This is a genomic window from Streptomyces sp. NBC_00525 (assembly GCF_036346595.1).
GTDB lineage: Bacteria > Actinomycetota > Actinomycetes > Streptomycetales > Streptomycetaceae > Streptomyces.
Genome location: NZ_CP107834.1, coordinates 1,083,608 through 1,096,404 on the forward strand (window position 1 = coordinate 1,083,608; position 12,797 = coordinate 1,096,404).

A 12,797-nucleotide genomic window follows, 5' to 3' on the forward strand; every position below is an offset into this window, starting at 1 on the left:
CCGCCGTACGGCCCGTTCACGCGTCCCAGAGCGCTCCCAGGGCCAGCAGGTCGCTCCGGTACTCGATGCGGTCCACCCAGGCGGTGGGCCAGGCTTCGGTGCCGAGGTGGGCGCCGGCCAGGGCGCCGGTGAGGCAGGCGATGGAGTCCGAGTCGCCTCGGGTGCAGGCGGCCCGGCGCAGGGCGGTGACGGGCTCGTCGGGGAAGAGCAGGAAGCAGTGCAGGGCACTGGCGAGGGCCTCCTCGGCTATCCAGCCGTCTCCCGTCCGCTCGCACGGGTCGGTCTCCGGGGAGGGGCTGCGCAGGGCGTCCTGGACGGTTTCCAGCGCGGCCAGGCACTCGTCCCAGCCTCGCCTGATGAACGCCTCGGGCGAGGCGTCGTGGGTGTGGCGCCACAGGTCGCCGAGCCAGCCGTCGAGGTAGCGGTCGCGGTTCTCGTACGCGTAGGAGCGCAGCAGGCCGATCAGGCCGAGGGGTTCGGCGCCCCGCGCGAGCAGGTACACGGCGTGGGCGGTCAGGTCGGAGGCGGCGAGCGCCGTGGGGTGGCCGTGGGTGAGGGCGGACTGGAGCTGGGCGGCCCCGGAGCGCTGTTCGCCGCTGAGGCCGGGGGCGAGTCCGATGGGGGCGACGCGCATGTTGGCGCCGCAGCCCTTGGAGCCGGTCCGGCTGGCCTCCTGCCAGGGCCGGTCGCCGTCGAGGAGGTGGCATGCCTGCAGGCAGGTGCGGCCGGGGGCGCGGTTGTTGTCGGGCGAGTGGTACCAGTCGACGAACTCCTCGCGCACCGGGCGGGCCAGCCGCAGCCCGGTGAGCGTGCCGCGGTCCATGGCGGTGCGCAGGCCCCGGCCCAGGGCGAGGGTCATCTGGGTGTCGTCGGTGACGAAGGCCGGCTTCGGCAGCTCCATCTCCCGCCAGGGCCCGCACTTGGCGAGGATCGACGGCACGTCGTTGAACTCGGTGGGAAAGCCCAGCGCGTCGCCGAGGGCGAGGCCGGTCAGGGCGCCGGTGGCGGCCCTCTTCGTACGGGTCGTGGTCATTTCTCGCGTCCTTCCGGTCGCAGCAGCGGGGGGTGCAGGGTGGTGGCGTCGCCCGCCCGGTAGAGGGCGGCGGGTTTGCCGCGGCCGCCGGTGCGGCGCGGGGCCCCTTCCGCGGGCCGGACGAAGCCCGGTGTGGCGAGGACCTTGCGGCGGAAGTTGGGGCGGTCCAGCTCCACGCCCCAGACGGTCTCGTAGACCTGCTGGAGCTCGCCGAGGGTGAAGTGCGGCGGGCAGAACGCGGTGGCCAGGCAGGTGTATTCGAGCTTGGCGCCGACGCGTTCGCGGGCGTCGGCCAGGATGCGGTCGTGGTCGAAGGCGAGCGGGCCGGTGCGGTCGGCGTCCCACCACCGGGCGCCCGCCGCGTCGCCGCCGCCGCGCGGTTCGGGCAGGTCGGGGACGAGCGCGGTGTGGGCGACGGAGACCACGCGCATCCTCGGGTCGCGGTCCGGGTCGCTGTAGGTGCGCAGCTGTTCCAGGTGGAGGCCGGAGACGGTGCCGTCGCTCAGCCCGGTCTCCTCGGCCAGTTCGCGGCGGGCGGCCTCCCCGGCGGACTCGCGGGGCAGCAGGAAGCCGCCGGGCAGCGCCCAGTGGCCCCGGTACGGTTCGGCGCCCCGTTCGACGAGCAGGACGTGCAGCCGGGACGCGCGGACCGTGAACACCGCGAGATCGACGGTGACCGCGAACGGTTCGAAGGCGTGCGGGTCGTAGCCCTCGGGGGCGGCGCTCATCGGTGCTCCGGAAGGGGTGCGGTGAAGTTCCAGCCCTCGGCGAGCAGCGCGTCCACGGCTTCGACCGCGCGGGCGAGCCGGGTCTCGTGGCTGCCGGTCAGCTCGATGAACGGGCGGCCGGTCCGGGTGAGTTCGGCCCGGAACCGGTCGGTCATCCAGGGCCGCAGCTCCTCGCCGTCGCGCAGCCCGTCGTCCTCGAAGGCGACGCCCTCGTGGTCGGTGAGCAGCCACAGGTGGTGGCGGGTCCGGTCGGCGATCCGCTCGACGAGGGGGTTGCGTCCGCCGACGTACCGCTCGTGCCACACGGTGGTGGCGAAGGAGTCCGTGTCGCAGAAGAGCACCGGGGAGCCGGCGGAGGCGGCCTCCTCCTCGCGGGCGTTCTGGGTCTCGGCGATGTGCGGGAAGTCGTGGGTGGACAGGGTGACGTCCTCCCACTGGGCGCGGGGCCACCGCTCGCGCAGCTCGGCGAGCTTGTGCTCGCTGAACTCGCGCCCGTACTCGGCGACGTACCCGGTGTGCGCCCAGACGCCGCCGCGCCGGCGGTAGTGGGCGGCCAGGGCGCGGGCCAGCGTGGTGGTGCCGGTGGACTCCGCGCCGAGGACGACCACGCGGCGGGCGAGCGCCGCCCGGACCGGCGCTTCGAGGAAGCCCCACTGGCCGGCCGGGTCCGCGCGGACGGCGGTGCCGGAGACCGGGTGGACGGTGCGCCCGGGGTCGACACAGACGTTCTCGGCGCCGAAGCGGCGGGCGAGTTCCTCCCCGTACGGCTCCGAGGTGAAGACGGCGTCCACCCGTTCCGGGACCGCGGCGGTGAAGACCGCCATGTGGGCGTCCCAGACCGCCGGGTCGTGGAGGTCCATGTGGATGTCGTCCATGGTGCCCACCACCGTCACGCCGGGGTGCGCCCGGCGCATCCACTCGACGCGGTCGGCGAGCGGGACGGATTCCACGGAGGCGGCGCAGACGAGGACGGTGAGCCGTTCGCAGCGGGCGGCCGCGGTGCGGACGAGGTGGTGGTGGCCGGCGTGCGGCGGATAGAACTTGCCGAGCACGAGTCCGTGCGGGTAGCGCTTCATGCCGGAACCTTCGCGGGTCGCGGGCCGGTCGTGGCCAGGTCGCGGCGCCAGTTGCGCAGGCCGGCCAGGCACAGGGTCAGGAAGCCGATGTACAGCAGCGAGGTCAGGTACAGCTCCTTGTGCGCGTACAGCGGGATGTAGACGACGTCGGCGGCGATCCACAGCCACCAGGACTCGACGAGCTTGCGGCACTGCCCGTACGTCGCCGCGAGCGAGAGGGCGGTGGTCAGGGCGTCCCAGAACGGCACGGTCGAGTCGGTGGCCCGGTCGAGCAGGACCGTCAGCGCGACGGTCCCCACCGCCCCCGCCACGAGCAGCCCGGTCCACTCGGTGCGCGTGGTGCGCCGCACCGGCAGCCCGTCCGTGCCCGGTCCACCCCCGTGGGTCCAGGTCCACCAGCCGTACGCGGCGAGGGCGATGAAGACGATCTGGAGTCCGGCGTCTGCGTAGAGGCCGGACTGGGTGAACAGCAGGATGAAGAAGAGGTTGTTGGCGATGCCGATCGGCCAGTTGGCGAGGTGCTGGCGGGCCACGAGCCAGACGCACAGCGCGCCGCTGCCGAAGCCCAGCACCTCGGTCCAGCTGACCGGGGTGTCCAGGACCGTCACCAACGGCTGCCGCAGGGGATCGAGTATGTCCGCGAGACTCACGCCCGCCTCCTTAATAGTCATTGTGACTATAAAGGGTCGGGGTGGCATGCGAAAGGCCCGCGGCCGGTTTCCCTTCCGGAAGAATCCGGGAGCGGAACCGGCCGCGGGCCTCGGGTACGGGCTACGGGGAGGGCTACAGGCCGACCTCGCGCATCAGCATGCCCACCTCGGTGTTGGTGAGCCGGCGCAGCCAGCCCGACTTCTGGTCGCCCAGGGCGATCGGGCCGAAGCCCGTACGCACCAGCCGGTCCACCGGGAAGCCCGCCTCGGCCAGCATCCGGCGCACGATGTGCTTGCGGCCCTCGTGCAGCGTGACCTCGACCAGGTAGTTCTTGCCGGTGTTCTCCACGACCCGGAAGTGGTCGGCGCGGGCGTAGCCGTCCTCCAGCTGGATGCCGTCCTTGAGCCGCTTGCCCAGGTCGCGCGGGAGCGGGCCCTGGATGGCCGCCAGATAGGTCTTCTTCACGCCGTACTTGGGGTGAGTGAGACGGTGGGCCAGCTCGCCGTGGTTGGTGAGCATGATGATGCCCTCGGTCTCGGTGTCCAGCCGGCCGACGTGGAAGAGGCGCGTCTCGCGGTTGGTGACGTAGTCGCCGAGGCACTGCCGCCCGTCCGGATCCTCCATCGAGGCGACGACCCCGGCCGGCTTGTTCAGCGCGAAGAACAGGTAGGACTGGGTGGCCACGGTCAGCCCGTCCACCTTGATCTCGTCCTTGTGGACGTCGACGCGCATGCCCTGCTCGATGACGATCTCGCCGTTCACCTCGACCCTGCCCTGGTCGATCAGCTCCTCGCAGGCGCGGCGCGAGCCCATGCCGGCCCGGGCGAGCACCTTCTGCAGCCGCTCGCCCTCCTGCTCGGCGCCCGGGTGCGTCTTCGGGGTCCTGATCTCGGGCTTGTTCGCGTACCGGTCGCGGTTGCGCTGCTCGATCTTCGCGTCCAGCTCGCGCGGGCGCGCCGGGGCGCCGTACGGGCCGCGCCGGGGGCCGCCCTTCGCGCCGCCGCCCTGCGGGCTCTTCGGGCCGCCCTTGGCGCCGCCCCGGGCCGCCGCGCCGCGCCCCTTGCGGGCACCGTCGGCGCCGGGCCGGTCGGAGCCCACCTCGTAGCGGCGCTCCTCGGGCCTGGGCTTGCGGGGGCGCTCCTCGTTCCGGCGGTCCTCGCGCTCGGAGCGGGGCGCCCGCGCGTTCGGGTTGCTGTTCCGGCCGGTGCCGCTGTGGTTCCTGCCGCTCCGGCCCCCGCCGCTGCCGCCGCTCCTGCCGCCGCTACCGCTGTTCCTGCCACTGCTTCGCATCAAAAGTCCGTCTTGTCGTCTGCGTGAGTATCCGGGGTGTCCGGTGCGTCCGGATCGAACGACGGCACACCCTCTGGCGTCTCGGCCTCGATCGCGTCCGCCTCGGGGAGGAAGGGCGCGAGCTCCGGGAGCTCATCCAGGCCACGCAGGCCCATCCGCTCCAGAAAGTAGTTCGTCGTCCTGTACAGGATCGCACCTGTTTCGGGTTCCGTGCCCGCCTCCTCGACGAGGCCCCGCTGGAGCAGGGTCCGCATGACCCCGTCACAGTTCACGCCGCGCACCGCCGAGACCCGCGAGCGGCTCACCGGCTGCCGGTACGCGACCACCGCCAGGGTCTCCAGCGCCGCCTGGGTCAGCCGGGCGTGCTGGCCGTCCAGCACGAACCCCTCGACCGCCGCCGCGTACTCGGGCCGGGTGTAGAACCGCCAGCCGCCCGCGACGAGCCGCAGGTCGAAACCGCGCCGCTGCGCGGTGTACTCGCCGGCCAGTTCGCGCAGCGCGGCCGCCACGGCCCGGCGGGGCCGCTCCAGGATCTTCGCGAGGTGCTCCTCGGTGGCCGGCTCGTCCACGACCATCAGGACGGCCTCCAGGGCGGGCTTGAGGTCGAGATCCGCGACCGGGGAGCCGGTGGGGCCCTGCTCGCTCATGGCGTCACGTCCTTCGGGGGGTGCGGTGAGGCGTCCGGGGCCTCCTGGTCGAACTCGTCCGTCACGGATGGCTCGGCGCCCTCCCGCCCCGCCCAGCGCACCATCAGCTCCCCGAGCGCCACGTCCTGGTCCAGGGCGACGGCCTTCTCCCGGTACAGCTCCAGCAGGGCGAGGAAGCGGGCGACGACGGTGAGGGTGTCCGGGGCGTCCGCGGTCAGCTCCCGGAAGCTGATCTCCCCCGCCTCGCGGACCCGCGCCACCACGATGCCCGCCTGCTCGCGCACGCTGACCAGCGGGGCGTGGATGTGGTCGACGTACACCTGGGGCCGGGGCCGGGGCCGCATCGCCTTCACGGCCAGCCGGGCGAAGCCCTCGGCGCCGATGCTGATGACGACGTCCGGCAGCAGTTCGGCGTGGTGCGGTTCGAGGCCGACGGTACGGGGGAAGCGGCGGGCCTCGGACGCGAGGCGGTCGCTGAAGATCCCGGCGACCCTCTTGTACGCGCGGTACTGCAGGAGCCGGGCGAAGAGCAGGTCCCTGGCCTCCAGGAGCGCCAGGTCCGCCTCGTCCTCCACCTCGGCCGCCGGGAGCAGCCGGGCGGCCTTGAGGTCGAGGAGGGTCGCGGCGACCACCAGGAACTCGGTCGTCTGGTCCAGGTCCCAGTCGGGGCCCATGGCCCGGATGTGGGCCATGAACTCGTCGGTGACCTTCGACAGCGCGACCTCGGTCACATCCATCTTGTGCTTGGAGATCAGCTGGAGCAGCAGATCGAAGGGCCCCTCGAAGTTGGCCAGCCGCACGGTGAACCGGCCGTCGCCGGAAGCGGGCGCGGACGCCTCGGATTCGGGGGCGCCGGCGGGCGCGGGCGGCTCGGGGGCTCTGGGGTCCCCGGCGGTCTCGGGCCGCGTCTCCACGGGCGCGGCGCCCGCCCCGGGTCCGCGCCCCAGCGGGCGGCGGGCGGTGCGGGCGGGCTCGTCGGGTGTCGGCATGGAGGTCCAGGTGCGCGGAAGGGGATACGGCGGCGGGCGGCGGCCCCTCGGGGCAGGCTACCCGCGTGCCGGTCAGCGGCCGCGCAGTCGCCGTACGAGGATGCTCGCGTCGCCGCGGGACTCCAGGTCGGCCAGGACCACGGCGACCGCCTCGCGGACGATCCGGCCCCGGTCCACGGCGAGGCCGTGCTCGCCGCGCAGGACGAGGCGCGCGTGCTCCAGGTCCATCAGCTCCTCGGCGGAGACGTAGACCGTGATCTTCTCGTCGTGGCGCTCGCGGCCGCTGGGCCGCCGGTTCGCCCCGCGTCCGCCGCGCCGGCGCTGCTGCTGCACCACGGGGGCCTGGGCCGGTTCCCGCTCGGCGGGCTGCTGCGGGCGGCGGGCGGCCTGCGCGGCGACCGCGACCCGGTCGCCGGCCTCGCCCCGGCTGCGCGAGTCGCCCGTGTCGGCGCCGGCCGTCGAGTGCTCGGGGCGGGCGGGTGCGGTGCCGGGGTCCGGGGCGGCCTCCCCGGCGGCGTCGGTGCCGGGTTCGTTCTCACCGGCCGGAGCCGGCACCCGGACCTCGGCGGCGTTCGCCTTGCGCCTCCGTTCGGCGGGCGACGAGGACTGCAGCCCCATCCCCCCGGTCGTACGGAACAGTTCGTCGGCTCCGGGCAGACTCACTCGGCGTGACACCGGGCGAGCACCTCCCTGGCGAGCTGGCGATAGGCGGCGGCACCGACCGAGTTGGAGGCGTACGTGGTGATGGGCTCACCGGCGACCGTGGTCTCCGGGAAGCGGACCGTGCGCCCGATGACCGTGTGGTAGACGTGGTCGTCGAATGCCTCGACGACGCGCGCCAGGACCTCGCGGCTGTGCACCGTACGGGAGTCGTACATGGTGGCGAGGATGCCGTCGAGCTCCAGCTCCGGGTTGAGCCGCTCCTGGACCTTCTCGATGGTCTCGGTGAGCAGGGCGACCCCGCGCAGCGCGAAGAACTCGCACTCGAGCGGCACTATGACCTTGTGCGCGGCGGTCAGCGCGTTCACCGTGAGCAGGCCGAGCGAGGGCTGGCAGTCGATCACGATGTAGTCGTAGTCGGCCATCAGCGGCTTGAGGGCGCGCTGCAGCGTGGACTCGCGGGCCACCTCGCTGACGAGCTGCACCTCGGCCGCGGAGAGGTCGATGTTGCTGGGGAGCAGGTCCATGTTGGGGACCGCGGTCTTCAGCAGGACCTCGTCGGCCGCCATGCCCCGCTCCATGAGCAGGTTGTAGACGGTCAGGTCCAGCTCCATCGGGTTGACCCCGAGGCCGACCGAGAGGGCGCCCTGCGGGTCGAAGTCGACGAGCAGGACACGGCGTCCGTACTCCGCGAGTGCCGCGCCCAGGTTGATGGTCGACGTCGTCTTGCCGACGCCGCCCTTCTGGTTGCACATCGCGATGATCTTCGCGGGGCCGTGATCGGTCAGCGGGCCCGGAATCGGGAAGTAGGGCAGGGGGCGGCCGGTCGGGCCGATCCGCTCGCGGCGCTGGCGGGCCGCGTCCGGCGCGAGCGTGGCCGCGTACTCCGGATCGGGCTCGTACTCGGCGTCGGGGTCGTAGAAGTGCCCCTGGGGCGTCTCGTCGAAGTCGGCGAGGGGGGCGGTGTCCCGGCCACTCTCGTTGCCGGCCATGGCGTTCACGTGTAGGCCGTCCATCATCTGGGGGACTGTCGTCATGTGCTGGTGGGTGGCGAAGGTGCGGACAGCGACGGAGCCGACAGCCTCCAGCCCGTGCGGGCTCCGGCCCCGTGCGGGCATCCCTGGTCGAACACCTCCGGGAGTAATTGTCGACTCATTCACAAGTCGTCTTACCTCCTTGGACGTGACCAGGAAACTTATCGATAGGTCAGCGTGGCACCATGCCGACGATTGGCGACTCTATGGCGTGTCCCCTGTCCGCAGCAACACAATCCGCCGGACCCGGCACGTTGTGTCGGCAATCGAACGCCCCGCTGTCAAGGGCGCGCCGTGCCCGGCGCACACTTTTCCCGAGTGTACGAAACGGTTGAATGGTTACGTTCACGACGAGTTGCTCGGGGGCGCGCGGGCTCCGGGCATGCCTCCGGCCGGACCTTGACAACAAGGTCCGGCCGGTCACGCGGAGTTGACGAAGTCGGTTGACCGTCAGCCGATGAGCGAACTCAGTTCGACGTGGTCGAGGCCGTGCGCCTCCGCCACCTCGCGATAAACCACCTGTCCGTCATGGGTGTTGAGGCCCTTGGCGAGGGCGGCGTCGCGGCGCAGCGCCTCCTGCCAGCCCCGGTTGGCCAGCTCCACGATGTACGGCAGCGTGGCGTTGGTGAGGGCGTACGTCGAGGTGTTGGGCACCGCGCCGGGCATGTTGGCGACGCAGTAGAAGACCGAGTTGTGCACCGTGAAGGTGGGCTCGGCGTGGGTCGTGGCGTGCGAGTCCTCGAAGCAGCCGCCCTGGTCGATCGCGATGTCGACAAGTACACTTCCGGGCTTCATCTTGGCGACCAGCTCGTTGGTGACCAGCTTCGGCGCCTTGGCGCCGGGGATGAGCACGGCACCGATGACGAGGTCGGCCTCGACGACCGCCTTCTCCAGCTCGAAGGCGTTGGAGACGACCGTCTGCACCTTGGTGCCGAAGATCTTGTCCGCCTCGCGGAGCTTGTTGATGTCCTTGTCGAGCAGGGTGACGTGGAAGCCGAGGCCCACGGCGATCTGAGTGGCGTTCCAGCCGGAGACGCCGCCGCCGATGACGACGGCCCGGCCGGCCGCCGTACCGGGCACGCCGCCCGGCAGCACACCACGGCCGCCGGCCGAGCGCATCAGGTGGTACGCGCCGACCTGCGGGGCCAGCCGGCCCGCGACCTCGGACATCGGGGCGAGCAGCGGCAGCGCGCGGTTCGCGGTCTCGACGGTCTCGTAGGCGATGGCGGTGGTGCCCGACTCCAGCAGGGCGTCGGTGCACTCGCGGGAGGCGGCGAGGTGCAGGTAGGTGAAGAGGGTCTGGCCCTTGCGGAGGCGGTGGTACTCCTCGGCGACCGGCTCCTTGACCTTGAGCAGCAGGTCGGCGGCGGCCCAGACCTCGTCGGCGGTCTCCAGGATGGCCGCCCCGGCCGCCACGTACTCCTCGTCGGTGATGGAGGAGCCCGCGCCGGCACTCCGCTCGACGACGACCTGGTGGCCGTGGCGGACGAGCTCATGCACACCGGCAGGCGTGATCGCCACGCGGAACTCGTTGTTCTTGACTTCGCGGGGGATGCCGACCTTCATGTCGATCACGGTCCTTGGCTCAGAGGATAATCCGGGCACAGCGCTGCAAAAGGGGTAGTTGCATCGCATGTGAAGGCACCGCGAACGGGCGCGGTACAGCCAGTCTAATGAAGGACTTCCAGCTGTCTAGCCTTGCAAAGCATTATTTTTCCCTAGAAGCACTGCGGATTTCTTAGGCCGGACTCGTTCCGCCCAGCAATCGGTCGGCCGTACCCCGGTGCAGCCCGGCCGCCGCCGGGTCGCCGAGGCGGTCCAGGGTGTCGGCGAGCCGGAGCTCCAGCGCCGCCTGCAACCGCACGTCCCCGACCCGCCGCGCCCACTCCACCGCCTCCCGGCAGGTGCGCAGCGACTCCTGCGGCCGGCCCGCGTACTCCTGAACGCGGGCCGTCTCACTGAGCGCCCGCGCCTGGGCCGGCAGATCGCCGAGCCTGCGGTGGCCGGCCGCGGCGGCCCGCCAGTTGCGCAGCGCCTCCCCGTACCGCCCGGCGTAGGTGTGGACGGCGCCGAGCCGTCCGTAGAGGCGCGCCGCCTCGGCCGCCTCGCCCTGGGTGAGGCGCTGGGCGAGCGCCCGCCCGTACCAGTCGGAGGCCCGGTGGTAGTCGCCCAGCTCCGCGTAGGCGCCGCCGATGGACTCCATGGCCCGCCCGGTGGCGTACGGGTCCTTCGCGGCCCGCCCGGCGTCCAGCGCCTCCCGGTAGCGGGCCAGCGCCTCCTTCGTCCGGCCGGTCCCGGCGTCCAGGTCGGCCAGGTTGAGCAGGGCCGCCGCCCGTTCGCGGGGCAGGTCGCGGCGGACCGCGACGGCCAGCACCAGGCCGTGCAGGGCGTACAGGTCGGGCGCCGCGGCGTCGGTGCCCTCGTGGGCGGCCAGGGCCCGCACCAGCGCCGCGACCAGCCTGCGGGCCAGGGTGTCCAGCTCGCCGTCCTGCACGGCGGCCCGTGCGGCGGCCAGCAGCGCGGGCCTGCGGGCGCGCAGCCAGGCGGCGGCCGCGTCCGGGCCGGGGAAGCGCAGCGTGCGCGGGAGCCCGGCGAGCCGGCGGCGGGCCGGGGAGCCCTCCGGTTCGGTGACGGCCCGGCAGGACTGGAGCAGGCGCACGGTGCGCTCCAGCATGCGGGCGCGGGCGAGCTGGATCTCGGCCGGGCGGTCCCGGTCGTCCAGCAGGGCCCGCAGCAGCCCGGCGAGGCAGCCCGGCACCTCGTACTGCGGTTCCTCGACGTCCTCCTCGCGGCGCAGCAGCCCGAGCGTCACGAAGTCGTCGAGGGTGCTCCGGGCGGCCGACACGGAGCAGCCGGCCAGCGCGGAGGCGGTGTGGGCGTCGGCGAGGCCGCCGGGGGCGAGGGCGAGCAGGCGCAGTATCCGGGCCGGGGTGGCGGGCAGCGAGTCGTGGACGAGGCGGAAGGCCCGGATCAGCGGGCGGGCCCCGGCCGGTGCCTCGGCGTCGTCCGGCAGCGCGCGCAGCCGGCGCGTGGCGTCGGCCACGGAGGCGGTCGGGCGGGCGGCGAGCCAGCCGCCGACCAGGGCGAGCGCGGCGGGCTGTCCGCCGCACTCCTCGGCCATGGTCTGCGCGGCCAGCGGGTCCACGGTGATCCTGACCTGGCCGGTGGCGCGGCCCAGGAGCTGGACGGCGGAGCCGGTGTCCAGGCCGCCGATGGTGCAGGGGCGGACGCCGGGGATGCCGGTGAGCGGGCCGCCGGACGTGGCGACGACCAGGCAGTCCGGGTTGTCCGGGAGCAGCGGGTCGACCTGTTCGGCGTCCGGCGCGTCGTCGAGCAGGAGCAGGGCGCGGCGGGTGGCCAGGGCCTCGCGGAGCGTCTCGGTGAGTTCGTCCTCGTCGGCGCCGGGCGGGCCGGCGATGCCGAGCCGGTCCAGGAGGGCGCGGGCGGCGCGTTCGGTGGGGACGGGGGTGCCGTCGTTGCCGGTGAGCCGGACGCGCAGCAGCCCGTCCGGGTAGTCGCCGGACTCCAGGAGCCCGCGGGCGAGTTCGGCGGCCAGCGCGGTGCGGCCGGAGCCGGGGCGTCCGGCGATCAGGAGGACCCGTGCGCGGGCGCTGCGGCGGCCGGCCATGGTGTCGAGTCCGGCGCGCTCGATGTCGGCGCGCAGTTGTTTCAACTCCCGTTCGCGGCCGAAGAATCGGGCCGATTCACGGACGGCAGGCTCCTCGGTCCCCGCTGCCTCGGCCGGGCCGCTGGTGTCCACCGCCTGATCCGTCACGGGCCACGCTCCACTTCGCCGCACGCCTCGCCCGCCGGGACTCCGGTCAGGGCATTTCGAAGCGTAGTTCAGGCGGATGGACGGACGAGGTGGAGCGCGTCCCGGACATCCCCCGATCGGATCAGCATTTTTTACGATCGGGGGCCGGTGGTCGGCGGCCGGGGACCGCCGGCCGGTGGTCGGCGGCCGGGAATCGTGGGCCGGTGGTCGGCGGCCGGGCTGTCAGGCCTCGAAGGGGCGGGCCGGCCAGGGCGCCTCGGCGGGCCGCAACGAGTCGACGCCGTCGCCCGCGAGGACGGCGGCGAGCGCGAGCACGCCCACCACCAGGCAGCTGTTGTGCAGTTCCCCGGCGAGCACCTTGCGCACGAGGTCCTGGAGCGGCACCCGGTCCAGCTCCATGTCGGCCTCCTCCTCGGAGACCTCGAAGCGCTCGCCCTCCGCGTCGGAGACATCGCGGGCGAGGAAGATGCGGACGGCCTCGTCGGAGCCGCCGGGCGAGGTGTACAGGTCGGTCAGCACCCGCCAGTCCTCCGCCTTGACGTACGCCTCCTCGTACAGCTCACGCTGCGCGGCGTGCAGCGGGTTCTCGCCGGGCACGTCGAGCAGGCCGGCCGGGATCTCCCACAGCTTGTGGCGGACCGGGTGGCGGTACTGGCGCAGGACGAGCACCCGGCCCTCGCCGTCGAGCGCGAGGACCGCGACCGATCCGGGGTGCACCTGGTAGTCGCGGTGCGCGACCGTGCCGTCGGGCATCTCCACGTCGTCGGAGCGGACGCTGGTCTTCTTCCCCCGGAACGGGGTAGCGCTCGCGGTGACCCGCCATTCCTCGGGCGTGTCCTGGATACCCATCTGCGTCCTCCCACGAAAAACGGTGACCGGGGCCCGCGCCCTGTACGGACGCGCGCCCCGGTCAA

At 73.3% G+C, this 12,797-nt stretch carries 12 protein-coding genes; all 12 read right to left on the reverse strand.

Annotated features, from left to right (window positions below; all coding sequences use genetic code 11):
• Positions 1 to 16: 16 nt before the first annotated feature.
• Positions 17 to 1,033 carry an ADP-ribosylglycohydrolase family protein gene (locus tag OG710_RS04755; RefSeq protein WP_330238215.1) on the reverse strand — a complete coding sequence of 339 codons (1,017 nt, stop codon included), beginning with the start codon at positions 1,031 to 1,033 and terminating at the stop codon, positions 17 to 19.
• Positions 1,030 to 1,761 carry an NUDIX hydrolase gene (locus OG710_RS04760; RefSeq protein WP_330238216.1) on the reverse strand — a complete coding sequence of 244 codons (732 nt, stop codon included), beginning with the start codon at positions 1,759 to 1,761 and terminating at the stop codon, positions 1,030 to 1,032. Before OG710_RS04760 ends, OG710_RS04755 begins: the two co-directional genes overlap by 4 nt.
• Entirely contained in the window at positions 1,758 to 2,837 is a 1,080-nt protein-coding gene (locus tag OG710_RS04765) for an AAA family ATPase (protein ID WP_330238217.1), read from the reverse strand. The genes OG710_RS04760 and OG710_RS04765 overlap by 4 nt, the downstream gene beginning before the upstream one ends.
• Positions 2,834 to 3,487, reverse strand: a complete 654-nt coding sequence (pnuC, locus tag OG710_RS04770; protein WP_330238218.1) for a nicotinamide riboside transporter PnuC — start codon at positions 3,485 to 3,487, stop codon at positions 2,834 to 2,836. The genes OG710_RS04765 and pnuC overlap by 4 nt, the downstream gene beginning before the upstream one ends.
• Positions 3,488 to 3,620: 133 nt before the next feature.
• Positions 3,621 to 4,778 (reverse strand): pseudouridine synthase, encoded by a 1,158-nt coding sequence (locus tag OG710_RS04775; RefSeq protein ID WP_330238219.1) that lies wholly within the window; start codon positions 4,776 to 4,778, stop codon positions 3,621 to 3,623.
• Positions 4,778 to 5,425: an SMC-Scp complex subunit ScpB gene (scpB, locus tag OG710_RS04780; RefSeq protein WP_111333341.1), complete on the reverse strand. Its 648-nt coding sequence runs from the start codon at positions 5,423 to 5,425 to the stop codon at positions 4,778 to 4,780. Before scpB ends, OG710_RS04775 begins: the two co-directional genes overlap by 1 nt.
• Entirely contained in the window at positions 5,422 to 6,414 is a 993-nt protein-coding gene (locus OG710_RS04785) for a segregation and condensation protein A (RefSeq protein WP_330238220.1), read from the reverse strand. Before OG710_RS04785 ends, scpB begins: the two co-directional genes overlap by 4 nt.
• Positions 6,415 to 6,486: 72 nt before the next feature.
• On the reverse strand, positions 6,487 to 7,077 hold the full coding sequence (locus OG710_RS04790) for a hypothetical protein (RefSeq protein ID WP_111333337.1): 591 nt from the start codon (positions 7,075 to 7,077) through the stop codon (positions 6,487 to 6,489).
• Positions 7,074 to 8,192, reverse strand: a complete 1,119-nt coding sequence (locus OG710_RS04795; RefSeq protein WP_111333335.1) for a ParA family protein — start codon at positions 8,190 to 8,192, stop codon at positions 7,074 to 7,076. The genes OG710_RS04790 and OG710_RS04795 overlap by 4 nt, the downstream gene beginning before the upstream one ends.
• Positions 8,193 to 8,558: 366 nt before the next feature.
• Positions 8,559 to 9,674 carry an alanine dehydrogenase gene (ald, locus tag OG710_RS04800; protein WP_330238221.1) on the reverse strand — a complete coding sequence of 372 codons (1,116 nt, stop codon included), beginning with the start codon at positions 9,672 to 9,674 and terminating at the stop codon, positions 8,559 to 8,561.
• A gap of 172 nt (positions 9,675 to 9,846) precedes the next feature.
• Positions 9,847 to 11,883: a tetratricopeptide repeat protein gene (locus tag OG710_RS04805; protein WP_330238222.1), complete on the reverse strand. Its 2,037-nt coding sequence runs from the start codon at positions 11,881 to 11,883 to the stop codon at positions 9,847 to 9,849.
• Between the two features lie 222 nt (positions 11,884 to 12,105).
• The gene (locus tag OG710_RS04810; protein ID WP_330238223.1) at positions 12,106 to 12,732 is read right to left on the reverse strand and encodes an NUDIX hydrolase; all 627 of its coding nucleotides are present in this window, start codon (positions 12,730 to 12,732) and stop codon (positions 12,106 to 12,108) included.
• Positions 12,733 to 12,797: the final 65 nt, after the last annotated feature.

Bases quoted from the DNA above. Each gene is read 5' to 3' on its own strand.
- OG710_RS04785 (WP_330238220.1), bottom strand. From the start codon at position 6,414: ATGCCGACACCCGACGAGCCCGCCCGCACCGCCCGCCGCCCGCTGGGG.
- ald (WP_330238221.1), bottom strand. From the start codon at position 9,674: ATGAAGGTCGGCATCCCCCGCGAAGTCAAGAACAACGAGTTCCGCGTG.
- OG710_RS04810 (WP_330238223.1), bottom strand. From the start codon at position 12,732: ATGGGTATCCAGGACACGCCCGAGGAATGGCGGGTCACCGCGAGCGCT.
- scpB (WP_111333341.1), bottom strand. From the start codon at position 5,425: ATGAGCGAGCAGGGCCCCACCGGCTCCCCGGTCGCGGATCTCGACCTC.
- OG710_RS04765 (WP_330238217.1), bottom strand. From the start codon at position 2,837: ATGAAGCGCTACCCGCACGGACTCGTGCTCGGCAAGTTCTATCCGCCG.
- OG710_RS04755 (WP_330238215.1), bottom strand. From the start codon at position 1,033: ATGACCACGACCCGTACGAAGAGGGCCGCCACCGGCGCCCTGACCGGC.
- OG710_RS04795 (WP_111333335.1), bottom strand. From the start codon at position 8,192: ATGCCCGCACGGGGCCGGAGCCCGCACGGGCTGGAGGCTGTCGGCTCC.
- OG710_RS04760 (WP_330238216.1), bottom strand. From the start codon at position 1,761: ATGAGCGCCGCCCCCGAGGGCTACGACCCGCACGCCTTCGAACCGTTC.
- OG710_RS04775 (WP_330238219.1), bottom strand. From the start codon at position 4,778: ATGCGAAGCAGTGGCAGGAACAGCGGTAGCGGCGGCAGGAGCGGCGGC.